Source organism: Enterococcus sp. AZ126 (assembly GCF_051714545.1).
Lineage (GTDB): Bacteria > Bacillota > Bacilli > Lactobacillales > Enterococcaceae > Enterococcus_L.
On the sequence record NZ_JBIOSB010000001.1, the window covers coordinates 2,170,046 to 2,194,488 of the forward strand.

The 24,443-nt window shown below is 37.2% G+C and carries 21 protein-coding genes; 11 read left to right on the forward strand and 10 right to left on the reverse strand.

Annotated elements, in window-relative coordinates; translation table 11 throughout:
* The first annotated feature begins 47 nt into the window (after positions 1-47).
* From serC to IGI43_RS10325, 5 genes are all read left to right on the forward strand, one after another.
* On the forward strand, positions 48-1,139 hold the full coding sequence (serC, locus tag IGI43_RS10305; protein ID WP_438757711.1) for a 3-phosphoserine/phosphohydroxythreonine transaminase: 1,092 nt from the start codon (positions 48-50) through the stop codon (positions 1,137-1,139).
* Entirely contained in the window at positions 1,140-2,327 is a 1,188-nt protein-coding gene (locus IGI43_RS10310; protein ID WP_438757712.1) for a phosphoglycerate dehydrogenase, read from the forward strand.
* Entirely contained in the window at positions 2,327-3,571 is a 1,245-nt protein-coding gene (locus IGI43_RS10315; protein ID WP_438757713.1) for a DUF1015 domain-containing protein, read from the forward strand. Before IGI43_RS10310 ends, IGI43_RS10315 begins: the two co-directional genes overlap by 1 nt.
* A 135-nt stretch (positions 3,572-3,706) precedes the next feature.
* Positions 3,707-4,501 carry a glutamate 5-kinase gene (gene proB / locus IGI43_RS10320; RefSeq protein WP_438757714.1) on the forward strand — a complete coding sequence of 265 codons (795 nt, stop codon included), beginning with the start codon at positions 3,707-3,709 and terminating at the stop codon, positions 4,499-4,501.
* A gap of 16 nt (positions 4,502-4,517) precedes the next feature.
* Positions 4,518-5,765, forward strand: coding sequence for a glutamate-5-semialdehyde dehydrogenase (locus IGI43_RS10325; protein WP_438757715.1), 1,248 nt, complete (start codon positions 4,518-4,520; stop codon positions 5,763-5,765).
* A 117-nt stretch (positions 5,766-5,882) separates the two neighbouring features.
* On the opposite strand, the gene IGI43_RS10330 is transcribed toward IGI43_RS10325, so the two are convergent.
* Entirely contained in the window at positions 5,883-7,001 is a 1,119-nt protein-coding gene (locus tag IGI43_RS10330; RefSeq protein ID WP_438757716.1) for a VaFE repeat-containing surface-anchored protein, read from the reverse strand.
* 150 nt (positions 7,002-7,151) lie between these two features.
* On the opposite strand from IGI43_RS10330, the gene IGI43_RS10335 reads away from it, so the two are divergent.
* The 4 genes from IGI43_RS10335 to hisJ all read left to right on the forward strand — a co-directional run bounded on the left by IGI43_RS10335 (position 7,152) and on the right by hisJ (position 10,121).
* Entirely contained in the window at positions 7,152-7,901 is a 750-nt protein-coding gene (locus IGI43_RS10335; RefSeq protein ID WP_438757717.1) for a LytR/AlgR family response regulator transcription factor, read from the forward strand.
* 27 nt (positions 7,902-7,928) lie between these two features.
* Positions 7,929-8,240 carry a hypothetical protein gene (locus IGI43_RS10340; RefSeq protein WP_438757718.1) on the forward strand — a complete coding sequence of 104 codons (312 nt, stop codon included), beginning with the start codon at positions 7,929-7,931 and terminating at the stop codon, positions 8,238-8,240.
* A gap of 47 nt (positions 8,241-8,287) precedes the next feature.
* A complete protein-coding gene (locus IGI43_RS10345; protein WP_438757719.1) occupies positions 8,288-9,211 on the forward strand; it encodes a sensor histidine kinase in 924 nt (307 codons plus the stop codon).
* Between the two features lie 82 nt (positions 9,212-9,293).
* Positions 9,294-10,121: a histidinol-phosphatase HisJ gene (hisJ, locus tag IGI43_RS10350; protein ID WP_438757720.1), complete on the forward strand. Its 828-nt coding sequence runs from the start codon at positions 9,294-9,296 to the stop codon at positions 10,119-10,121.
* 51 nt (positions 10,122-10,172) lie between these two features.
* Here the strand turns inward: hisJ and IGI43_RS10355 are convergent, their stop codons facing one another.
* Positions 10,173-11,183, reverse strand: coding sequence for a choloylglycine hydrolase family protein (locus tag IGI43_RS10355; RefSeq protein WP_438757721.1), 1,011 nt, complete (start codon positions 11,181-11,183; stop codon positions 10,173-10,175).
* 202 nt (positions 11,184-11,385) lie between these two features.
* Between IGI43_RS10355 and IGI43_RS10360 the strand changes: the two genes are divergently transcribed.
* Positions 11,386-14,022, forward strand: a complete 2,637-nt coding sequence (locus tag IGI43_RS10360; RefSeq protein WP_438757722.1) for a YfhO family protein — start codon at positions 11,386-11,388, stop codon at positions 14,020-14,022.
* A 280-nt stretch (positions 14,023-14,302) separates the two neighbouring features.
* Here IGI43_RS10360 and IGI43_RS10365 read toward each other — a convergent pair whose 3' ends face one another.
* The 8 genes from IGI43_RS10365 to dhaK form a co-directional block, all read right to left on the reverse strand.
* Entirely contained in the window at positions 14,303-15,550 is a 1,248-nt protein-coding gene (locus IGI43_RS10365; protein WP_438755885.1) for an IS256 family transposase, read from the reverse strand.
* A 148-nt stretch (positions 15,551-15,698) separates the two neighbouring features.
* On the reverse strand, positions 15,699-16,622 hold the full coding sequence (gene rihC / locus IGI43_RS10370; RefSeq protein ID WP_438757723.1) for a ribonucleoside hydrolase RihC: 924 nt from the start codon (positions 16,620-16,622) through the stop codon (positions 15,699-15,701).
* Between the two features lie 80 nt (positions 16,623-16,702).
* A complete protein-coding gene (locus tag IGI43_RS10375) occupies positions 16,703-17,035 on the reverse strand; it encodes a hypothetical protein (RefSeq protein WP_438757724.1) in 333 nt (110 codons plus the stop codon).
* Positions 17,036-17,206: 171 nt separating this feature from the next.
* On the reverse strand, positions 17,207-19,798 hold the full coding sequence (gene mprF, locus IGI43_RS10380; RefSeq protein ID WP_438757725.1) for a bifunctional lysylphosphatidylglycerol flippase/synthetase MprF: 2,592 nt from the start codon (positions 19,796-19,798) through the stop codon (positions 17,207-17,209).
* Between the two features lie 192 nt (positions 19,799-19,990).
* Positions 19,991-21,115 carry a glycerol dehydrogenase gene (locus tag IGI43_RS10385; protein WP_438757726.1) on the reverse strand — a complete coding sequence of 375 codons (1,125 nt, stop codon included), beginning with the start codon at positions 21,113-21,115 and terminating at the stop codon, positions 19,991-19,993.
* 23 nt (positions 21,116-21,138) lie between these two features.
* Positions 21,139-21,507: a dihydroxyacetone kinase phosphoryl donor subunit DhaM gene (gene dhaM, locus IGI43_RS10390; RefSeq protein ID WP_438757728.1), complete on the reverse strand. Its 369-nt coding sequence runs from the start codon at positions 21,505-21,507 to the stop codon at positions 21,139-21,141.
* Positions 21,500-22,087: a dihydroxyacetone kinase subunit DhaL gene (gene dhaL / locus IGI43_RS10395; RefSeq protein ID WP_438757729.1), complete on the reverse strand. Its 588-nt coding sequence runs from the start codon at positions 22,085-22,087 to the stop codon at positions 21,500-21,502. The genes dhaM and dhaL overlap by 8 nt, the downstream gene beginning before the upstream one ends.
* 56 nt (positions 22,088-22,143) lie before the next feature.
* The gene (gene dhaK, locus IGI43_RS10400; protein ID WP_438757730.1) at positions 22,144-23,127 is read right to left on the reverse strand and encodes a dihydroxyacetone kinase subunit DhaK; all 984 of its coding nucleotides are present in this window, start codon (positions 23,125-23,127) and stop codon (positions 22,144-22,146) included.
* Between the two features lie 212 nt (positions 23,128-23,339).
* Here dhaK and IGI43_RS10405 point away from each other — a divergent pair, with 212 nt between their 5' ends.
* A complete protein-coding gene (locus tag IGI43_RS10405) occupies positions 23,340-24,332 on the forward strand; it encodes a dihydroxyacetone kinase subunit DhaK (RefSeq protein WP_438757731.1) in 993 nt (330 codons plus the stop codon).
* The last annotated feature ends 111 nt before the right edge of the window (positions 24,333-24,443 follow it).

The following is a 24,443-nucleotide window of genomic DNA, read 5'->3' on the forward strand; positions in this document are numbered from 1 at the left end:
CTATATAAATAGTCGATGAATGATCTTATCAAAGGAGAGATAACTGTATGAAAACTGTTTACAATTTTTCAGCTGGTCCCGCCGTTTTACCTAAAAGTGTTTTGGAAAAAGCACAATCCGAATTGGTGAATTACGAGAACAGCGGCATGTCCGTGATGGAGTTGAGTCACCGGTCCTCCCTTTTTGAAACGATCATTGAAAATGCTGAAACGTTACTTAGAGAATTGATGTCTATTCCTGATAATTATAAAGTGCTCTTTTTACAAGGGGGCGCAAGTATGCAATTTACGATGGTTCCTTTGAATTTAGCGCAAAATAAAAAAGCTTTATATGTAAACACTGGCTCTTGGGCGAAAAAAGCGATTAGCGAAGCAAAAAAACTGGATAATGTCGAAGTTGAAGTGATTGCCTCAAGCGAAGACAAGAACTTCACTTATATTCCTGAGATCCATAAAGAAGATATTCCACAAGATGCAGCTTACGTCCATATTACGACCAACAACACGATTGAAGGGACAACGATTTATGATTTACCAGACACTGGTAATGTACCGATCGTAGCGGATATGTCTTCTAATATTTTGTCAATCGATTATAATGTGGCTGATTTTGGATTGATTTATGCTGGTGCACAAAAAAATATCGGCCCTGCTGGGTTGACCGTTGTCATTGTTCGTGATGATTTGATTGGTCAAGCAGACATTCTTAGCGCTATGCTGGATTATGATATCCATGCTAAAAATGGTTCAATGTACAATACACCGCCGACCTACAGCATTTACATGGCAAAACTTGTCTTTGAATGGATCAAAGAACAAGGCGGCGTTCGTCAAATGGAAAAACAAAATAAAGAAAAAGCAGCCATTTTATATGATGAAATCGACTCATCTTCCCTATTTTCTTCACCCGTTAATCCGCAAGACCGTTCGATCAATAATATTCCTTTTATTACTGGAGACGACGACTTGGATAAAAAATTCAACCAAGAAGCCTTAGCCGAAGGATTTGAAAACTTAAAGGGGCACCGTTCTGTAGGTGGCATGCGTGCTAGTTTATACAATGCCTTTCCAAAAGCTGGTGTTGAAGCATTGGTGAATTTAATGAAAAAATTCGAAGCAGAAAATGGAGGAACAAAATAGATGTACGATATTAAAACATTCAATGCGATCGCCCCTGTAGGTTTAGCCCGTTTTAATGAGGAAAACTTTACGATCAATAAAACTGAAACACCTGCTGGTATCATCTTACGCAGTGAAAAACTCCACGGCTACAACTTCCCAGCTTCTGTTTTAGCCGTTGCTCGTGCAGGTGCTGGAACCAATAATGTACCCGTCAAACAGTGTACCGAAGACGGAATCGTGGTTTTCAATACACCCGGTGCAAATGCCAATGCTGTAAAAGAACTTGTTATCGCGTGCTTACTGTTGTCTGTCCGTCCAATTTTAAAGGGCTCTAATTGGGTTCAAACACTGACAGGTACAGATGCCGAAGAACAAGCCGAAGCGCAGAAAAAACAATTTGCGGGCACTGAATTAGAAGGAAAAAAACTTGGTGTGATCGGTCTTGGGGCAATTGGAGCAATGGTTGCTAATGATGCCTATCGTTTAGGCATGGAAGTGACAGGTTTCGATCCTTTTGTTTCTGTTGATACCGCTTGGAGTATTTCACGTCGTGTCAAACGGGCACAAAGCATGGAAGAAGTCCTAAAGACTTGTGATTTCATTACCGTTCACGTTCCTTTATCTGAAAATACGCATCATTTGATTGGCAAAGAGCAATTGGCACAAATGAAAAAAAATACCGTTTTACTTAACTTTGCTCGAGGTGAACTAGTCGAAACTGATGCTGTAGTCGAAGCAATCAATCAAGGGGAAATCAGCAACTTTGTGACCGATTTTGCGGATGAGCGTCTTTTACACAATGAAAAAATTCTAGTTCTTCCTCACTTAGGGGCATCAACAGAGGAAGCTGAGATAAATTGTGCTAAGATGGCTGCACGCACATTGAAAAAATTCCTGGAAACAGGCAATATTAAGCGCTCTGTCAATTTCCCAACAGTTGAAATGGCCTTCAATTCGCCATTTCGTTTCACGATCGTGCATAGAAATGTACCAAATATGTTAGGACAAATCTCAACTGGTATCGCTAATTTAAAGATCAATATCGATACCATGATCAATCGCAGTCGTGATGATTTCGCTTATACAATTGTTGATATTGCTGAAACAGATGAAGAAAAAATCAATGCTGCTGCTGAAAAAATCCAAGCTGCCGAAAATATCATCCGAGTAAGAACGATCAAAAATACTGAGGCGGTGAGTTATTAATGGTTACGATCCATCCATTTAAAGGAATTCGACCAGCAGCTGAGTTTAGCGAAAGCATCGCTACATTACCTTATGATGTTTTAAATTCTGCAGAAGCACGTGAACTTGGTAAAAACAATCCTTATTCTTACCTGCATATCGATAAAGCAGAAATTGATTTACCTGAAACTCTTTCGCCTTATGATGAGCAAGTTTACGCAAAAGCAGCCAACAATTTAGAAGCATTTTTACAAAAGCAATGGCTGATTCAAGATGATCGACCACTCTTATATCTCTACGAATTGACAATGAATGGCCGTGCTCAAACGGGCCTTGTGACTTGTACTTCGATTACCGATTATACAGACGGAAAAATCAAAAAACATGAATTTACTCGTCCAGAAAAAGAAGTTGATCGCATCCGTCATATTGACGCGTGTGATGCGAATACTAGCCCGATTTTTCTAACCTACAGAAGAAATGAACACGTCCAAACACTGACGGATGATTGGAAAAAATCGCATGATCCTGTCTATGATTTCACCAGTTTCCATGACGTTACGCACCGAGTTTGGCTTGTAGATAAACCGGAAATCATCGATCAACTAGTTGAAGCCTTTGCTCAAGATGTTCCAGCTTTATACATCGCAGATGGCCATCACCGCACTGAATCAGCAGTAAAAGTTGGACAAAAGAAAAAAGAAACCCAACCTAATGCAACTGAGTCAGCCGAATTCAACTACTTTTTATCCGTGATTTTTCCTAAAGAAGAATTGGAGATTTTGGATTATAATCGTGTTGTGAACGTTCCAATCGAAGCAGATTTCTTTGAGCGTTTAGAAAAGAATTTCACTGTCAAAAAAAACGACACAGGTAAACCCACTCACTCAAAAACGTTCGGTATGTATATAGATAAACAGTGGTATGCGTTGACTGCCAAAAAAGCCATTTTATCTGAAGATCCGGTCGCTGGTTTAGATGTTTCTTTGCTGCAAAACTACGTATTCGCCGATATTTTTGATATTCAAGATGTCCGCACCGATAAACGCATCGATTTTGTTGGAGGAATTCGCGGGATGACAGAATTAGAGCAGTTAGTAGATAGTGGAAAATGGTCAGCAGCATTCGCTATTTACCCGACAACAATGGATGATTTACTGACTGTTGCAGATGCTGGTAAAATCATGCCGCCAAAATCAACTTGGTTTGAACCAAAATTATTAAGCGGATTATTTGTACATGATTTAGAGACAAATGACGCATAAAGCTGTAAAATAGAAGAATAAAATCTAAGCTTGGACAAAAGCCAAATTTTTGTCCAAGCTTTCTTGCAAATAAACGGAAACGGCTATGTAGAAGCTAGATACTCCTATATACGCCTCTAATAAGCGAGGTCAACCATGCGAAAACAATTAAAAGAAGCAAAAAGAATCGTCATCAAAGTTGGGACTAGCTCCTTGATCTATCCCAATGGAAATATCAATCTAAGCGCCATCGATCAATTAGCATTTACTTTATCCGATTTACGCAACCAAGGTAAAGAAATCATCTTAGTGTCGTCTGGTGCGATCGGTGTTGGTTTAAATAAGTTAAACATGGATAAACGACCTCCGACTATTCCAGAACAACAAGCAGTGGCGGCAGTCGGGCAAGCGGAATTGATGAATATTTACAATCAACGCTTTTTAGCTTATAGCCAGCAAATTGCTCAATTATTATTGACCAGGGACGTGATCGAATATCCCGAAAGCCGTAAAAACGTAACAAATACGATGGAACAATTACTACAGATGGGCATTATTCCGGTCATCAATGAAAATGATACGGTCGCAATTGACGAATTGGATCATCTGACAAAATTCGGTGACAACGATCAATTATCAGCAATCGTGACCCAACTGATCCAAGCAGATGCTCTGATCATGTTATCTGATATCGACGGTTTTTTCTCAGCCAATCCGAATACTGATAAGGATGCCACACTCTTTTCTGAAATAAATGAAATCAACGACGAGCTTTTACAAGTAGCTGGTGGCAAAGGCAGTCGCTTTGGAACTGGAGGCATGTACAGCAAATTAAAAGCAGCAGAACGTGTATTAGAACATAATGGCGCTATGGTTTTAGCAAATGGACAGCAGCCAAAGATTATTTTTGATATTTTAAACGGTGAAATGGTCGGTACATTATTTATTTGAACTGGAGGGATATCCGATGACTGATTTAGTACAATTAGGCAAACAAGCCAAAGAAACAGCTTATCAATTAGGTTTAATGGATACAAAAACCAAAAATGATTTATTAGTACACATGGCGATCGAACTAGAAAAAAATACGACCAAAATCTTATTAGAGAACCAAAAAGATTTAGCCACAGCTAAAGAAAACGGCATTACTGAAACGATGCTAGATCGCTTACGCTTAACAGACGAGCGGATCAAAGATATGGCTGAAGGTATCCGCCAAGTCGCAACTTTACCTGATCCAATCGGTGAAGTCGATAAGATGTGGAAAAATGAAGATGGCTTGATGATCGGTAAACAACGCGTGCCCTTAGGCGTGATCGGAATCATCTACGAATCTCGCCCGAATGTCACAACAGATGCCGCTAGTCTTTGCTTTAAAACAGGTAATGCTGTGATTTTACGTGGAGGAAAAGAAGCATTTTATTCAAATCAAATCCTAGTTACTGTTTTACAACAAGCATTAGCAAAAAAAGGTGTTTCTCCTTTTGCTATTCAATTCGTTGACGATACATCTAGAGAAACTGCGCAACAGTTGATGAAATTAAATACCTATCTAGATGTTTTGATTCCTCGAGGCGGCGCTAATTTGATCAAAACGGTTCTAACAACTGCAACTGTTCCAGTGATCGAAACAGGAACTGGTAATTGCCATGTCTACATTGATAAAGATGCCCAATTAGAAATGGCGAAAAACATCATCGTCAACGCCAAATGCCAACGTCCTTCTGTTTGTAATTCTGCTGAAACGCTATTGATCCACCAAGAAGTGGCAGCCGACTTTCTTCCTGTCATCGAAAAAGCATTGGATGAATACAATGTAGAATTACGTGCTGATAAACGAGCACGTGGGATTTTTCAACAATCGATCCCAGCAACAGAAGAAGATTGGGAAACGGAATTTAATGACTATATTTTAGCTGTTAAAGTGGTTGATTCTTTAGAAGAAGCCATTCAACATATCAATTACTATAATACGAAACATTCTGAAAGTATTATCAGTGATAATTACTTTGCCACGCAACAATTTTTACAACAAGTAGATGCAGCCGCCGTTTATGCCAATGCTTCTACACGGTTCACAGATGGTTTTGCTTTTGGTTTTGGAGCAGAAATTGGTATCAGTACGCAAAAATTACATGCACGCGGACCGATGGGCTTAGAGGAATTGACCTCTACGAAATATATTGTTTACGGGGATGGACAATATCGAAAATAGATAAAAAACGTAACTCTTTTTCAGCTTAGTGAAAAGGAGTTTACGTTTTTTTCTTCTCTTATACTTTTTTGAAGTGCAATTTCTTAGTTTTAAATAGGTTCCTACTTTTGATTGGGATTAGTACGTGCTATTTTGTCTTTTCTTCCGAAGATAAAATAATACGCTCAATACTAAAAGAATTGCGCCCAAGATCGTACCACCGACTGAATAAATATAACCTGTTTTAGGTAGAATCCCTGATCTTTTTTCTGGTTGATCAGGCTTTTGAGGTATTTCAGGTGCTGGTACATCAACAAATTTAACCGTTTGATCTAAATCGTCAATGTCTTCATGCGTAATAACTTGTTTCCCATTTCGAGATAGTATTTCGTAAACGACTACTTCTTTTCCTGCAAGCTCACTCGCATCCAAGTCAAAGAGTACTTCCACTACTTCAGTTGAGTTGGTGGATATAAACGTAGTTTTCCCATGCACTTCTTCACCATTTACAAGAATAGGTTTTCCTGTTGACTTGTCCATCAATGTGCCGTCCATCGTATACTCTTTGCCTGGAATTAAATCAGAACAATCGACTGTATCAACAATTTTATTTTGTTTTTCTGGTGTAATTTCTTTATTCCCCGCTTGATCAGTAGCCGATGATTTCATCTTAGGGGTCAAGAATTTCACCGTTTGTGATGGATCGTTGATATCTGAATGGGTTGCAACTTCACGACCATCCGCATATAAGTTTTCAAATGCTACCACTTCTTTTCCTGCTAAGTCTTTGGCTTTGAAAGTAAACAGAACTTCGACTTCACCTGTTGATTTTTCAGCAGTGAACGTCGTTTCGGCTTCGACTTTTTTACCATCGATCAATAACGGCTTGTTTGTTGCTTTATCCATTAGGATTCCTTTGACTGTGTATTCACGGCCTGGCGTTAAGTTTTCATAATATACCGTGTCGACAAGAGTAATTTCTTCTTCTGGACTTGGCGTTTGTGTTTCTGTTTCTTGGTCGAATACTAACGTTGCTCCAAATTCTAAGTAAATCAATCGCTCAATTTTCGTACTCTCTTTCAATAAAATAAATACAAACGGGATCTGTCTATTTTGAATTGATCTAAGCAGTGCACAAATTTGCCCAATAGATTCTTCATTTTTTTCATCTGAAAAATCAAAAATAATCGCTTTAAAATTTAAAAATCGTTCTATTTCTATTTCGTTTCCAAAAGAAAAATATTTTTTTCCAAACAATTTATATACGGAGAATCCGAATTTCCCTCTTTCGTTACATACGCTTTATACTAAAAGGAAAGAGGCCTATTTCATCAATCAACCTGTTTGATTAGCAACTATTTTTTCTGAATATAAAAAATTCGTATAGTTATTATAGAGGAGCGTAAGATGGATATTACAGTTCGTGTTTTTTTAATTGATGATGAATTTGCTTACAGAAAACAACTTCAAAATATCATTCAATCGTTCACATTCTCCCAAAATAATCTGTCTTTACAGGTTATTGAAGTGGATGAACAAGATTCTTTTTATAGCACTCTTGATACTTTTCTAATCAATGATCATGATATTTTCATTATTGATATTGACCTAAAAACATATTACTCAGGTATTGATATTGCAAAAGAAATAAGAAAACAAAACGAAAATCGCTTCATTCTTTTTGTAACTAATTTAGACAACAAAGGTATTGAAATTATCAACGAACAGATCAACCTTAAAACATATCTTGTAAAAGGACTAAATATGGATTCTCGCATCCTAGAAGAGGTCTTTTACACCATTAAAAATGAGATTCTTCATCGCATTCAAGACAAAGAAAGCTATGCTTCTTTTAAAAAATTTGGACAAGTTATTTTTGTAAAATACCAGGAAATCCTTTATATCAAGTCGATGCCAGGCATCAGAAATACCATTATCATTCATACAGAAAATTCTGAACAAATCGTTGAAGGAACAATTAGCTCCTTGAGAGAAACCATAGATTCTTTCTATCTATATACCGAGCTAAAATCTTATATTATTAATCTAAATCGCATTGTAACGTTAGATCGTGCGACAGGTTTAATTATTTTTGATGATCATACTGAACTTGAAGTTGGAAAAAGAATTATTTATAAATTGAAAAAAGCGTTATAATTATGACAAGATTAGAGGTGAGTAACAATGAGCATATCTTTAGCAGCTATTCTGTTGGTAATCAATTATTTACAGATCTGTTGGTTCATAGGGTATAATAAATATTTCAATCTTCGTCAAATGACTCTTTTGACCATGTATCTTTTTTTTCAATTGATTGTCAGCCAACTATATGGCGGGATTCTTTCGTTACTTTTATTTATCCCTTTTATGATCATTGAATTTAGTTTCATTGCTTACTTCTCGAAAAGTTGGGCTTTAGGTGTCCTCTATTCCTTTATCCAGAATACTTTACTGATTTTCTCTTGGTTACTACTTGGGATATACTCAACATCTTAGCAATTAATCATTTCGTTACGCTGGAACAACTTGAACACTATAAATTAGTGGTTTTATTATTACAGCAGTTACTTCTCCTTTTTTTTATTTTCATAATTAAAAAAATTATAAGTAAGTATATTATTTTTAAAGCAGTCTCCCAGCTTCCTAAGAAATATGTCGTACAATCCATTTGTTGTTTTATATTGCTACTTTCATTAACTGTTGTGAGACAAGTCACTATTTTTGATTTAAAATTTTCTTATCTTATTTTTGTATTGTTAGCTTTTTCAGGAATTTTTGGTTATATCGCCTACATAACCGGTCGTGTCTATCTACAGAAAATTTTTCTTCTTTCTAAACAATTGAACCGAGAATCAGAAAAAATAATTTTGGCTAATGAATTTAGGCATGATTACCGCAATATACTTGGCAGTTTAAGTACTTATCTGGAACAAGGACAAGTGGATCAAGCCCGATCTTACCTTTTATCTATAACAGATTATTCTACCTCGTTTATTGAAGAGGACTATTATTCACAGATTTCTGCAATAAATATCACCCCTGTTCAAGGGATACTCATTAATTTTTTTGAAAATTGTTTAAAAAATGATATTTCTATTCGGTTTTCTTTAAATGAAGCTATTTCGTACTTTGATTTAACGATCCATTTACTTGACTTCGTCCGTTGTCTCTCTATTCTATTAGACAATGCCTTTGAAGCGTCTCTTGGTACAAAAAATCCACTTATTCAAATAACAATCAAAAACAGTGAATCCTCTCTTTATGTGGAGATTAAAAACACTTACGAAGGTAGAATTTCAGTTGAAAAAATTTTGAAGAATCACTTCACAACTAAAGACGGTCATCAAGGAAAAGGCCTACCAATCTTTATTAAATTATTAAAGCAATATCGAAGAACTTCTTATTCTTTTCATCGGGATGATCATTTTTTTATTGCAAGTTTTTCTATATACAAAACCGATAACTAATTTTTTAATGTGACTTGGCTTTAAAAATAATAGGTACGATCTTCATTTCAAAATAAATATAATCTAAATTGGGGGAGTTTTTATGAAACGTGATGGTCACACGCACACAGAATTTTGTCCACATGGCAAAGTTGAAGATACGGAGCTACTGATTAAGCGCGCTATCCGTCTTGGCTTTAAGGAGTACAGCATCACAGAACATGCGCCTTTACCTAAAGGCATAGAATCTGCCGCTGCAGGAAATCCCGACGCGTGGACAACTGCATCAATGGCTTTGAATGATGTGGATAACTATTTTAAAAAGATGAATGAGCTGCGAAAAAAGTATGCTTCTGACATTCTTATTCACATTGGTTTTGAACTGGATTATTTTTCAGAATTCGAAGGCTGGACACGGGATTTTTTAGCTGAATATGGTCCACAAACAGACGATGGAATTTTATCTGTTCATTTTCTTGAAGGGCAAGATGGATTGCGAGGAATTGATTATTCTTTTGAAGAGTATAAAACAGGTGTCGTTGATTATTTAGGTAGCTTTGAGAAGGCTCAGAAACGTTATTATCAAAAGGTTTTAGCTTCTTTGGAAGCAGATTTAGGACCATGGAAACCGACACGTTTAGGCCATATTTCTTTGTGCCAAAAATTCGAGCGCTACTTTGATGAATCAACTGATTATTCTTCTGAAAATTCAGCACTTGTCCACACCCTTTTGACACGTGTACAACAGGAAAAATACAGCTTAGATTTAAATGCCGCGGGATTTTATAAACAAGGTTATCAACAGAGTTATCCACAGGTGTGGATAACTGAAAAAGCTAGTGCGTTAGGGATTCCTTTTGTTTATGGATCAGACGCCCATTCCATCACCGATGTTGGACAAGGATATGAAAAACTCGATAAATGGCTTTAAAAAATCCTAAGATTCGTGAATTAAGTTGTCCACGAATCTTAGGATTTTTTTTCAATTTAGTGCTTCATACTGCGGTGTCTTAACCAAACTATAACTTTTTATCTGTCTATCATTGCTTGCCGTCTCATCAAGTTTAATCGTTTGAATCGTAAAATTATCATACATCTTAACGTACAATTGTTTTTTACTTAAATCATAAACACACGTGTATTGTGTATATTGACGATCCTCCCCTTTAGGCTCGTCTAATTTGACTACACCTTTAACGATATCGGATGTGGATAATATATGAAAAGCTTTATTGATGATCTCCTGCTCTCCAACAGGATCACTAAATTTCAAAAGATAAGCCGCTCGAACAAAACGTGAAGTTGCAGTATAATCTCCAGGAATGCCACGTAACCCAGATCCTTTTCCAGCTGATAAAATAGTCTTTTCCTGAAATTGCGCCTCTTTTGCATTTACATCGGATACTCCTGTGTAGTTTTCCAAATTTGTCAGATGCCAGTCAAATTTAGGACTGTTTGTCATCACACCAATGGGGTTCTCATAGACAACAAATCCTAATTTTACTGAAGGTTCAACTACAATAGTACGGCCACTCACATCTGTAAACATAAAATGTTGCGGTAATCCAGGAGCCTTTCCATTTGTCGAAAGATCCGCAATCGCTACATCTAAAATCTTCTTTTCAACTTCTTTTGTATCTTTGCAATTGGCTAATACCCAAAAAACAAATTGTTCCGCCATCAATGGTAATTTTTTCGCTTTTTTTATTTCTTCGACCGTTGAATAGTGATTGAATTCCGCAAAATATTGTGTGATTCCGCCAAGACCACATTCATTGACACCATCGACTACACCTTGAGCGACTGTCGTTTGATTTTCTTTGATTCCCATACCTAATACTGAATAAATTGTCTGCCATTTTTCGATCGTTTCGGTTATTTCAAACTTTTTAGGAATTTGAACACCGACGTAATCAAACTCAATATTGTATTCCTGTGTTCTTCCTAAATAATGGTTTCCTTCCAGCGATTCCACACTAATACCTGTACACATATTCATTCCCTACTTTCTATAATGATAGTATTCTATTCCTTATTATACGCTGATTATTATAAAAATATTCATCAGACTATTTTATTACCCTATTCCTCTATAAACTTTTCTATTTTCCTTAATTTTTTTCTTTCTTACAATCAATTTTTCAATGGATATGCTAAACTATATATATTCTATTTATTACGTTGCGAGGTTGATTATGAAGAAAAAAATACAGGCATTTATCAAAGAAAACTGGCCTTATATGACCGCCAGCTTTTTTATTCCTTTTTTTGTGATGGTCATTATTTATTTAAGTATTGGGATTTATCCTGGCAGTAGCCGCAGTGTGATGGCCAGTGATTCTTTTTCACAGTTTTCCAACTTTCATGCTAGTTTCAATAATGTACTTCATGGAAAACAAAGTATTTTTTATACGTGGAATGCGTCTTTGGGATTAAATTATCTTTCCTTGATTTCGTATTACCTTGGTGGACTGTTTACGCCGCTCGTCATCTTTTTTAAAAACCAAAATATTCCTGATGCGCTGTATTTGATTACCTTGCTGAAAATTGGTTCAGCTGGTTTGGCTTTTTGGGTGTTTGCGAAAAATACTTATAAGATACCCAAATGGGGCCATGTGATGTTGAGTGTACCCTATGCCTTGATGTCATTTGCTACAGCACATTCAGAAATCATTATGTGGTTAGATGCTTTTACTTATCTGCCACTTGTTATTTTGGGCATTCATCGTTTGATGGATGAACGAAAACCGACGTTATTATTTGTCAGTTATCTGCTATTATTTATCTCGAATTTTTACATGGGCTTTATGATTGGTGTCTTCTCTTTCCTATACTTTATCGCCCGAATGTTAACCAACTGGAAAGTCTATAAAAAGCGCATCATACCTTATGGGATCACTTCTCTTTTAGCGGGTGGTGCTTCAATGATTTTAGTATTGCCAGCGGTCCTTGATTTGCGGGCAAATGGTGAAACCTTATCTCAAGTAACTCAGCTTAAAACCGAAGCGACAGCTTTTTGGGACATCGTCATGAAAAATATGATTGGTGTTTATGATACGACAAAATATGGCTCGATTCCATTTATCTATGTTGGATTGCTTCCTTTGATTTTCTGTATCTTTTACTTTGTCACGAAGGAAATTCCACGGAAAAATAAATTATTATTTGGTAGTCTATTCATTATTTTGATCGCTAGTTTTTATATTACGCCATTAAATCTATTTTGGCATGGGATGCATGCACCAAATATGTTCTTGTTCCGTTACAGTTTCTTGTTTTCATTTTTAGTTGTTTTGTTAGCAGGTTACGGGTTGGAGAAATTTAAGACGGATGATTTAGGCTTGTTAGCCGGTTCTACGATCATGTTGATTGCGATTTTTGCATTAGCTGAAGGAACCAAAAGTACGACGAGTTATGACTATATTCCGATTTCAGCGTTTATTATAACCGTTTTATTTTTACTGCTGTACCTTGCTGGAATCATTTTTTATCAATTGAAGAAAATACCAATGCACTATTTGATTATATTATTACTATTACTTGTTTCAACTGAAGCTTTCATTAATACAAATGCGATGATCAAAGGGATTCTGGATGATTGGAATTATGCTTCACGTAGCCTCTATTCAGAACCATATCCATCGATCAAAAAATTAGTAGATAAAACGAAAGCCGAAAATGATTCCTTTTATCGCTTAGAAAATTTGAATCCCGTTTCTTCTAATGATAGTATCAATTACGGTTACAGCGGTGTCAGTATGTTTTCTTCTATCAGAAATCGTCATTCTTCCTCTTATTTAAACGACTTAGGTTTCCGTTCTAGAGGAACTGGTTTGAATATCCGCTACCCAAATAATACATTATTGATGGATTCACTAGTTGGGATCAAATACAATATTTCTGAAAACGATCCATTGAAATTTGGCTTTTTACCAACAGATAAAGCGAAAAAATACTCATTATATGAAAATAGCAATGCACTGCCTTTAGGCTTTTTAGCAGACGAAGATATCTATAAAGTCAAACAGCCAGCTAATGATAATTTAGGTAGTCAAACTGAATTATTCAATGCGTTATCTGGACAAAAAGAAAATTACTTCAAGTTTTATCAACCAACAATCGTTGATAAAAAGAATGTTACAGTCGAGCAAAATACAGGTTCCGTAACCTATAAAGAAATCCAAAACAACATTGCTAAAGATATCACTTGGACTGTCGATGTCCCTGCAAATACGCAAGCGTATCTTAGCCTGTTCCCAACTGATTTTGGACAATTGGAAAGTTCAAGTGCCACAATGTCCGTCAATGGAACGAGCCAAAAATCGCAAATCAATATCACTGGCCAATATTACAATATCGGTTATTATGACAAACCGACGAGTGTTACCTTTACCGTCAGCTTTTACGGTACGACTGCCGTTAGCTTTATGGAACCAAAAGTTGTTGGTTTAGATACACAAGCCTTTGAACGTTCCGTTCAGGCGATTCAAGATAAGGGAGCTGATTTAACCGCTAAAGGAAGAAAAGCGGTTGGAACGGTGAATGCAGAGAAAGATCAAGTTCTTTTAACTACGATTCCCTATGACAAAGGATGGAAAGCCTATGTAGATGGTAAAAAAGTACCGATTGAATCCTTTAAAAAAGCCTTTGTTAGTATTCCTGTAACGCAAGGTGAACACACGATTGAATTTGTTTATCTGCCAGAGGGATTTGTGCCAGGCGTGATTTTGTTTATCCTTTGTATCGGTGGTTTTGTGGTTTATGTTAGAGTGACGAATAAGCCTAAACTGGCGTTAGTAAAACCTACTGAACGGAAACGTAAAAAACGTTAGAAAGAATGGTTTGTGAAGAGGTTGGGATAGAAGCGTTCAACTCCGAGGAATAAGAGGAAATCGGCTTTTTCGAACTACAAAATAAAAAATCAAATTCTCCTAAATAGAAGAGTGAAGAACAGAACCAAAGATGGGTTTGTCAACTAAAGTGTGTAACTGACAAATTTAAGAACGAAAAAGAACATTAAACCATTCCTAAATAACCTTCGGTTAAAAGGGTATAAGAAAGAAACCTTACCAAAAAAGGAAAATTTGATGTTCTTTTTTGATGCAACAGTGACTAGGAAATATATAAGCTATAAGTGTTGATGCGCTCAGAAAACTGTTCATTCGCCATTAATTGATTTAAGACCATTGGCCAATTGGGAATAAAACCAGCTTTCCATTTCTTTTCTAATTCTTTTACTCGTAGATAAAGAAGCTTTAAAAGGGCGGTTTCATTTGGAAATGCGCCTTTTTTAGTTACTTTTCTAAAGCTAGAATGAATACTTTCAATGGCATTTGTTGTATACATAATTTTACGCACTGCGCTACCATAATCATAAAGTTGTTCCACATGAGAAAAATTACGTTTCCAAACCTCTACAGCACCTGAGTAGTGTGACCACCGTTTTTGAAAGGCATCAAAAGCACTCTGACAAGCTTTTAACGAAGGAGCACCATAAAACTTTTTCATTTCCCGAGAAAATTCCTTGTAGTCTTTATAAGGAACATACCGAAGCGCATTACGCACTAAATGGACGATACAGCGTTGAACGATCACCTTTGGAAAAATAGATTTTGCTCCATCTTCAAGACCAGAAACACCATCCATAGACATAAAGAAAATGTCCTGTACACCGCGAGATTTCAATTCATCAAAAATCTGCATCCAGCGGTTTTTACTCTCGGTTTCATTCAACCACAACCCTAAAATATCTTTTTTTCCTTTTAAATCATAGCCAAGAATTGTATAAACAGCGTATTCTTTGACTTCATAATTTTCTCTTAACGTCACATACATACAATCCACAAAAACAAAGGCATAACACTTCGCCAAAGGGCGATTTTGCCATTCCTCCAGTTCTGGAAGAACAGAATCGGTGATTGTAGAAATCATTTCGTGAGAAATGGAGAACCCATAAATATCATCAATGGTATGAGCGATGTCTCTTTGAGACATGCCTCTGGCATACATGGACAAAACCTTTGATTCGATAGCTGAAACATCCCGTTCACGTTTCTTAATAAGTTCTGGTTCAAACGTGGCTTCTCTGTCTCTAGGTACATCAATAGGGACTTCTCCAAAGCTTGTTTTTACTTTCTTAGAGCCGAATCCATTTCTTCGATTGTTCGTTTCTTTCTCCTGTTTTGAGTGAATATCGTAGCCTAAATGATGGGTCATTTCGCCTTGAAGCATTTGTTCAAATAAGGGACCAAAAATATCTTTTAGCGCTTCTTGCATGTCATCGACATTTTCAGGGTTGTAGTTTTCTAGAATAGTTTTCGCTAGTTCGACGGTTTTAGAATCTCTTTTCTGTCTTGCCATATTCTCGCATCCTTTCATTTTTATTTTATCTGAATTTTCTTTACACGAAAAGAAAAACTGTATAAGTAACTTATCTAGAATTAGCTACTTACACAGTTTATTTTACACTCTCCCAAAGATCGTTCTGTTCTTCACTCTTTTACACTTATCAATCACATTTTCCAATCGCTTCTAAAAACCAATTTCTAAACTGTTTCTCATCAAGATCCACACAAACTCGACAATTAGCTGCTTTGCCTAAATATCCCTCTAAATCAACTAAAGTAGCTCCTGCAGTCAATAGACCTTGCGTTTCAACTGCTACATAAGCCTCTTTTACTTCAAACATTTCAGGCTCTAACAAATAAGCAACCGCACAACCATCGTACATCTTCAATCCAGTCTCTAAACTACCGCCGCGGTAGTGTCTAAACAAATGATCGATCATATCACCCGTTCTATTCATTTTTTGGATCTGCTCACGCTCTTTAGGCAAAACCAAGGCTTTCTCACCCACATCTAAACCGACCATCGTCAGTTTAAGGTTACTCTCAAAAACAATCTTCGCAGCTTCTGGGTCTGCAGCAATATTGAATTCTGACAATACACCTGCATTCCCTCTACCTAAAGCTCCCCCCATGATCACTAGTTCTTCGATTCTTTCCACACATTCTGGATAGACTCTAAGTAATAGTGCAATGTTCGTCAACGGACCAATACCAACAATCGTCATTTTCTCTTTGGAATCCATCAATACTTTGTATATCTCAACTACCGCATGATTTTTTGTTAATAATTCATATTTAGATTCTGGAAATTCATAGCCATCCATCCCTGTACTTCCGTGAATATCGCTTGCGTTGATTGCTTCACGTAACAATGGACGATCAGCACCAATTGCTACAGGAATCTCTCTGTTCCAAAATGCGAGTAGTTTAAGCAGATTTTTTGTGACTTTATCTACGCCTACATTACCTGCAACTGTAGTAAATAGCTGAATCTCTATCCGTTCATCAAATAATGCAGCAGCGATTGCAACGGCGTCATCAATCCCAGGATCTGTATCCATGATGATTCTTCTTGGTTTTTTCAATTGATTATTCCTTTCTTTTCAACTTTAGCTATGTAAAAAGCGAAAAACAACAACGTATCTGTTTCTCGCCTTCTTCTATTTTAATAATCTAATTGCTTCAAACGTAATAAAAATGACTCTTTTGTCAGCTGCTTGATTGTATATAAGCGCTCGATTTGCTTGCGCATTTTTTGATCCTCTTTTGTCGCAGGTTCAAAAATCGCCATCAACTTACTGATTCCATATTCTACGAGCATCCCTGTCCCATTGCTCCCAACTGAAAAACCCAACATATCCGTATCACTTAATTGTCCTTTTTTGATTTCTGCGATGTCTGGGTTAAAGTTACCTTCAACGATGATTTCATCTGTTTTTTTATCTAACGCTACTGCTAATTCAGCTTTGTTTGTTACTATTATTTTTTCAATCTCCATCCCAAAAACCTCCCATTGTGCCTTTTATACTTATTATACGCCAACTATATTTTTTTACTAGTGGGACTTAAGGCTTAAAAACAAGAGGTTAAGACAGAAGTATTTAGGCCCTAAAAATAAGAAGGAATTGCTGCTGTTCCCACCGTTTATTCGTACTTAGGTGTCGTTCTTTTATGAGCCAGTCATTACCTCTTCCACTAAAGAAACGGCTCTTCCCTTGCCCCGTTCGATCAATAATGCCAACTGGATAAAAGCAAATAACACGTTACTTTGTTTAGAATAAGCAAAGTATCTTGCTTCCCAATTCGTTACATAGCTCTCTTTTTCTTTTCTCGTGTCTTTGAACCCATATACTTGATCGCCATACTTATAAAAAATATTGATAAAACGTTCATTTAAAAATGAGTATTTTGTTTCCCCAACCTTAGACAAAGGGGCTGTCCCTAAATCAACAGAAGCGTATCCTTGTTTTTGATACTCTGCAATAAAATGGGTCAATAAAAAGTCCATAATACGCTCTGGCGCTGAATCTGAATAACGTAATAAATCATAAGATATTTCTTTATTTTGAATGATTGGTTTTGCTGTAATAAAACCAACCACTTCATGCTGCGCATTTCGTACAATACCAAGATCACTTAATGCTATATACTCTTTATCAAAATAACCACCAACAAAATTTCGCTCTCGTTGCGATCCTAACCACTCTTGTGATACACGAGCCAACTCTTTTAATAACTCATTTGAAACGGGTTCACGATACAGTGTAAATTTGTACCCCAAATTGCTTAAATGCTTAAGCTCCATGCTATTTGTTGCTAAAGAAATCGGTAGTGATTCAACACAAGAAAAATCGATGATTCCTTCTTCTCCAATTTTCATAAAATTAAATCCTAAATCGTGTAATACCATTGTGTATCCTTCACTAACACGATAGAATGCGGCTTGATATCCTAATAAATCCGCAGCATCCATAAAAGCTAATGTGGCTTGTGCCCATTTTTCTTTATTGCCAATTGGATCGACTAAAATAAAACATTTATTCGCTTTGACTTGATACGCAAATAAAACAGTATCTTCTCCATTTTCTTGATAATAATAATAGAGATAATTTTTTAAATACAACAGATGACTTCCTTGCGTTCCTCCGTATTTCTCAATCAATGCTGTCAAACGGACTTCCTGATAAGATTCCCCTAAATGCTTTGATGTATCAGCTAAGTATTGATACAACGTAATCAAACCAATCATTGAAATCCCCAGACCAATCAAACCTGAAAACCAGACGTCGTCTGAAGGGAAAAGTAAAAACGTATTTGGTAGAGGACCGCTCTTACCTGGATGAGAGCTATAATATCCAGCAACGGCATAGATAATAAATAGGAAACTAAACAAAACCCCATCAACTGCGAGCGCTCCCCACGAATATACAAATTTTTCCCGATAAAACTCTTTTCTTGCTAAAAAAACAGCTGAGAGAATCACAAGATAAACCAATATCAACTGCCATGAAGACGTTCTAGAAATTGTATTCACAATCCCAAAGATCAATAACCCAATCGTTGGCCAATAGGCTTTTTTTACTTTCATCGAGATGCCTCTGGCTAACCCTAATAATAAAAAGCCGATCAGCATATTGAAGGTTTGGTCTAAAAAATCAAAAGAAAATGGCAAGAGAAATTTAAACAGTCGACTAACATTCGACAAGTTTGTGATTGTGGAAAGCAACACCATCATGATCCCAGCAAAATAAAGAGATGCCACTAAAATAAAATGTGCGATTTTTTGCGAGAATATTCGTGGTAAATTATCAAAGAATCGGTTGATTTTGATTCCCGTTTGATGAACAAATAAAATAATTCCAGTAATAAAAGGTAAAACATAATAAAATAATCGATAATAAATCAGCCAAACGACTGCTGTTGATTGCCCCACACCTAACTGTGACAAACCTAAGATCATCAACACATCAAAAGTACCCATACCTCCTGGCACCATTGTCAGCATCCCGATCAGCGTTGCGATCACAAACATTGGGTATACCGAGAACAGCGATACATCGACTTCCATCAATGCGCCCACACTTAAAAAGACAAACAGCGCACCTAACCACTGTCCAAGTGATGCTGCAAACAAGAGCCAAATACCTTTTGGGAAAAAGTCTTTAAATAAGGTATATTTCTTTAGTTGCGTAAACAACAATAAAGCTGGTGCAATGAAACTTCCAGCAAGTAGCCAAAGCCAGTATTCACGAAATAAACTATCCGGGCGAATAAAAAAAACATCAACAAATGCAATACACGATAAAATAGACAGACCGGAAATCATAAATAATGCCACTTTAGAAACTGTAGCAACAACTTTTTTACGTGGTGCATCTTTGCTGTAAAAATTAGCTCGTAAGGTTGCGCCAATGACACCACCAAATCCAGCAAGATTATTGATCGTATTCGTTACCCAAGCAGAAACAAACCACTCCCAGCGATTCATTTTCGGTTTTCCTTGCTCTTCAAGCACTTTTACCACGACTAAATCATATAAAAGCATTGGCAGTACACCCATTAATCCTGCTAAAACCATTCCAATGATAGCAAAACGACTCTGCTGCCCCATCGTATGGAAGACATCCTGCCAAGTCATTCCCTGAACAATGTGCGTTACTTGATTGGCTACAAAAATCAAAACAGAGCCAAGAAATATTAATTTTAATAGTAAACCGTGTTCTTTCATCCAGTGAAATAGCTGGTTGATTTTATGTTTCATCTGCTCACCACCTCTGTATATCTTAGAGAGTTTTCTTTTATATGTTAGCTTATAACTAATTATTTTTCCAGTTTCCTTCTTGAAATCTTTGTTTTATGCAAAAAAACAAGGGGCTAGGACATAACTCTACGAGTTATACCCTAGCCTTAAGGAACCCGAATAAACGGTGGGAGCAGAAACAACTCCGTACTCCTAATTTTTATACTCTTTGCCAATCCTATCTGCCACAATGATCGCGGCTTTTACTTGATCTACCGTAATCGGAAACGGCATTGAATGGATCGATTCTTCTGGAATACAAGATTTTTCAGCCACTTCCGTTAACTCAGCATCCGAAATTTCTTGCACACCTAAATCTGCCAAACAAACCGGTAAACCAATCGATAAAGCAAAATCCAATACTTCATATAATTCAGCTTTTGGGGCATTTTCCAAAACCAACTGACAAATCGTACTGAATGCTACTTTTTCACCATGTGTTGCACCATGAGCATCCTGTAAAACCGTCAATCCATCATGAATCGCATGAATTGCAGCCAAACCAGCACTTTCAAACCCTAAGCCTGAAAGTAAGATATTTGCTTCAATGATATTTTCCAGTGCAGGTGTCACCACATTATTCTCTGAGGCTTCTTTGGCTTTTAGACCGTCTTCTAAGATCGTTTCATAACATAATTTGGCAAGTGCTAATGCTGTATTGGTTCCTTTGGCTGGGGGACAAACGCCTTCACGTGCGCCACAAGGCAATTCAGCATTAACATTCGAATAAGAATTATGTGTCGCTCTTGCTTCAAAATAAGTGGATAACGCATCACCCATCCCGGAAACGAGGAAGCGCGTCGGTGCATGTGCAATCACTACCGTATCGATCAAGACCACACTTGGGCTTTGAACAAAGTAAGCATAATCATCAAACTGGCCATCTTCTGTATAAAGCACTGCTGAATGACTCGTTGGTGCATCTGTTGCAACGATCGTTGGTACAATGATCAGGTTATGACCTCCCGCGACGCATTTTGCCGTATCGATTGCTTTACCGCCGCCAAGACCGATCACACAATCACAATTATTTTTTTCTGCTACTTTTTGCAGACGTGCGACTTCTACACGCGATGCTTCCCCATGAAAATTACTTTCCACAAAAGAAATATCAAAATTTTTAGCTGTTTTATCCAATTTATCTTTTACTCGATTCACGTCGTCTGCATGAGCAATCAGTAAGGCTTTTTTCCCAAAAGTTGTAACAAAGTATCCTAAATTCAATAATTCATCTTCACCTTGAACATATTTTGTTGGACTAATAAACGCTTTTCTCATGATCACAAACTCCTATCCTCATCTTATTTTATCTTTAAAGAGACTAGTTGCTCCTGTATTGCTTCGATTGGTGTATCCACTTGTAATAATGCTGCCGCTGTATAAGCGCTCTCTACTAAAGCCGTATCAAACAGTAAAATTTCTTTTTCCGTCATATCGATAGCCATTTCCAAATTCATTTTAGCGCTACCTAGATCATAAAACGCGAGTAAAGTCTGAGCGGAATTTTTTTCAAAGGCATCCATTATTTTTTCAAATGACGTTCCGACCTCTCCTTGTTCTAATCCCGCAGCAACTGTTATCGGAACATCTTTTGCTACTTCTTTGATCAAGCGGTCGACGCCTTCACCAATTTCTTTGACATGGGATACAATCACTACACCATTACGCATCCAATACACCTGCTTCCATTAAAGATTGAAAGAAGTACAGACTGGACATCGCCCCTGGATCGATATGACCGATAGAACGTTCACCAACATAAGAAGCACGCCCTTTTGTTGCAGCGATATCTTTTGTTGCTTCTACAGCTGATTCCAATGTCGTTTCATTCAACTTATTATTCTTGATTGCTTCTATTACTGGCGCCCACTCATCCAACATCGTTTTTTCACCAGGTTTACTGTTCCCTCGCTTTTCGATCCCTGCTAACCCTGCTTCTAGAATAGGCAGTGCATCAGAAGTTGTCGCTGAGGCTTTAGCCATTTCCATCATCGCTGTTCCATAGAGCGGACCTGAAGCCCCGCCGACTTTGCTGATCAAAGCCATCGCTGTTAGTTTAAAAATATCTTGTATTGTTGCGGGTTCTTTACTCTGCAAACTCTCAGTCACGGCATCCATTCCTCGTGCCATATTATTTCCATGATCACCATCGCCGATCGGTGTATCTAATTCGCTTAAATATTCTTTATTCTTATCGATTTTTTCTTTGAATAGCTGTAATGATTTTTTTAAATTATCTACAGTAAACATTAAATTCCCCTCCGTTTTTCAAAATATAAACAACAACATCCAATCCATATCCGCCTTTACCAAGCTACTGTATCAACCTCTTCATTCAATGCTTCTATCCAATCAGCTTCTGCTTTCAATAACGTGACAGAAATGCCAGCCATTTCCAAAGAAGTCATATAATTCCCAACTTTTGAAAATGAAATCTCTACACCTTCTGCATCCAATAAACGCATTGCATCATCATAAAAAATATATTGTTCCATCAAGGGTGTTCCACCTAATCCATTGACCAAAATAGCAAAACGATCACCTTTATTCCAACTAAATGCTGCTGCTAATTTTGAAATCAATTCTTCTGCCATTTCTTTAGAAGGTTTGATTTTTTCCCGTTTGTAACCTGGTTCACCGTGAATCCCAACCCCAAATTCGATCTCATCATCTGCTAAAACAAATCCAGGTTTACCCACTTCTGGAACTGTTGCTCCTGTTAAAGCAACACCGATCGTTTTTAAATTTTTAACCACTCGTTCACCTAGCGCAACTAACTCTTCCACTGAGGCACCTTTACGTGCCGCTGCTCCTAAAATTTTATGAACCAAAATCGTCCCGGCTACCCCGCGTTTACCTTGAGTATAGGTGCTATCTTCAACCGCAATATCATCGTCTACAACAACTGTACCCACTTTGATATCTTCCATTTCAGCCAAGTCTTTCGCCATATCAAAATTCATAATATCGCCAGAATAATTTTTTACGACCATCACAACGCCTTGCCCCTGGTCAATAGCTTTGATTCCTTCAAAGATCTGATCTGGTGTTGGAGAGGTAAAGACTTGCCCACAAACAGCCGCCTGCAGCATTCCTGAGCCAACAAATCCTGCATGAGCTGGTTCATGACCACTACCGCCTCCACTGATCAACCCAACTTGTTTGGTTATTTCTTTTTGTTTCAAAACGAATGTTTCTGGTACTTGCTCAATCGTTTCGTGATGAGCACGAACAAATCCTTGTACCATCTCTGGAACTACATTTTGAGCTTGATTGATAATTTTTTTCATGACATTCCCTCCTGTTTTATCTCTGTTTGATGAGTAAGTTCATTTAGCTCTCACCATTTGTATACGTTTACAATACTCGCATCTGAAAAAAGTTGCAACGGACAAACAAGTTTATGTGTCCGCTTTCATTTTAATCTTTCACCAAACTATAGTTTTCACTAGAAAGACAGCGTATAATAAAAATAGATATTACGTAAAAGGAGCACGCCTAGATGAAACAATTGATCAATTCCAGTAGACACATTCGTCAACAATTATTGGCTGGCCTCACGTATACATATAATGACAGACTAGATTGGCAAAGAGAAACTGGCATCATCACTAAAAAAACGATTGCAGATGACAAAGTTGTCCTAATCAGCGGTGGCGGCTGTGGACACGAGCCAGCCCACGTCGGATATATCGGAGAAAATATGTTGGACTGCGCTGTGATGGGACCTATCTTTGAGCCGCCTGCCAGTAACGAAATTCTTCAAGCTATTGAACAAACATACAATGGACATGGGACATTACTGATCATCAAAAATTTTGAAAAAGATTTAGCTAGTTTTCTAGAAGCTGAACGCTTAGCCAAAGAAAAAGGATTAATGGTGACGCACATAATTGTTGATGATGATTGCTCTATCGAAATTGGTACATTTGAAAAACGTCGTCGTGGTGTTGCCGGGACAGTTTTTGTCCACAAAATTCTTGGGGCAGCAGCCTCTGCTGGTAAATCATTGAGTGAACTGCATGAACTAGGTCAAGAGTTGGTTCCAATGATCAAAACATTAGGTGTCGCTTTTTCACCTGCCTCTCCAATCGGTCTTATTCCACAACAATACGAATTGGCAGAAGATGAAATGTACTTTGGCATCGGCATTCACGGAGAACCAGGGTATCGCATTGAAACAATGCAATCTTCTGAACGAATTGCAATCGAGTTAGTCAATAAATTAAAACAGCAATATACACGAAAAACGTTCACTAAAGCAGCTGTTTTAGTGAACGGGCTAGGGGGAATCCCTCTCCTTGAACTTGGGATTTTCATGAATGATGTCCAACAGTTACTAGATATTGAAGATATTGAAGTGGTTTATAAACGAATGGGCAATTTCTTAACTGCTTACAATACAAACGGCCTTTCTTTAACGTTATTACTAGTCAAAGATGAAAATTGGCTAAAATACTTAAATGCACCGACTGACGCCTTTGGCTGGAAATAAGAACAAAGGAATGCAGTATCCAGCTCTTGAGCAAATTAAAAACGATCTATAAAGGCGTTCTTTGTCTTTACAGATCGTTGTCTACTTGATGATCAAACTGCTTCATGTAGC

Bases quoted from the DNA above. Each gene is read 5' to 3' on its own strand.
- serC (WP_438757711.1), top strand. From the start codon at position 48: ATGAAAACTGTTTACAATTTTTCAGCTGGTCCCGCCGTTTTACCTAAA.
- IGI43_RS10310 (WP_438757712.1), top strand. From the start codon at position 1,140: ATGTACGATATTAAAACATTCAATGCGATCGCCCCTGTAGGTTTAGCC.
- IGI43_RS10315 (WP_438757713.1), top strand. From the start codon at position 2,327: ATGGTTACGATCCATCCATTTAAAGGAATTCGACCAGCAGCTGAGTTT.
- proB (WP_438757714.1), top strand. From the start codon at position 3,707: ATGCGAAAACAATTAAAAGAAGCAAAAAGAATCGTCATCAAAGTTGGG.
- IGI43_RS10325 (WP_438757715.1), top strand. From the start codon at position 4,518: ATGACTGATTTAGTACAATTAGGCAAACAAGCCAAAGAAACAGCTTAT.
- IGI43_RS10335 (WP_438757717.1), top strand. From the start codon at position 7,152: ATGGATATTACAGTTCGTGTTTTTTTAATTGATGATGAATTTGCTTAC.
- IGI43_RS10340 (WP_438757718.1), top strand. From the start codon at position 7,929: ATGAGCATATCTTTAGCAGCTATTCTGTTGGTAATCAATTATTTACAG.
- hisJ (WP_438757720.1), top strand. From the start codon at position 9,294: ATGAAACGTGATGGTCACACGCACACAGAATTTTGTCCACATGGCAAA.
- IGI43_RS10355 (WP_438757721.1), bottom strand. From the start codon at position 11,183: ATGTGTACAGGTATTAGTGTGGAATCGCTGGAAGGAAACCATTATTTA.
- IGI43_RS10360 (WP_438757722.1), top strand. From the start codon at position 11,386: ATGAAGAAAAAAATACAGGCATTTATCAAAGAAAACTGGCCTTATATG.
- IGI43_RS10365 (WP_438755885.1), bottom strand. From the start codon at position 15,550: ATGGCAAGACAGAAAAGAGATTCTAAAACCGTCGAACTAGCGAAAACT.
- IGI43_RS10375 (WP_438757724.1), bottom strand. From the start codon at position 17,035: ATGGAGATTGAAAAAATAATAGTAACAAACAAAGCTGAATTAGCAGTA.
- mprF (WP_438757725.1), bottom strand. From the start codon at position 19,798: ATGAAACATAAAATCAACCAGCTATTTCACTGGATGAAAGAACACGGT.
- IGI43_RS10385 (WP_438757726.1), bottom strand. From the start codon at position 21,115: ATGAGAAAAGCGTTTATTAGTCCAACAAAATATGTTCAAGGTGAAGAT.
- dhaM (WP_438757728.1), bottom strand. From the start codon at position 21,507: ATGCGTAATGGTGTAGTGATTGTATCCCATGTCAAAGAAATTGGTGAA.
- dhaL (WP_438757729.1), bottom strand. From the start codon at position 22,087: ATGTTTACTGTAGATAATTTAAAAAAATCATTACAGCTATTCAAAGAA.
- dhaK (WP_438757730.1), bottom strand. From the start codon at position 23,127: ATGAAAAAAATTATCAATCAAGCTCAAAATGTAGTTCCAGAGATGGTA.
- IGI43_RS10405 (WP_438757731.1), top strand. From the start codon at position 23,340: ATGAAACAATTGATCAATTCCAGTAGACACATTCGTCAACAATTATTG.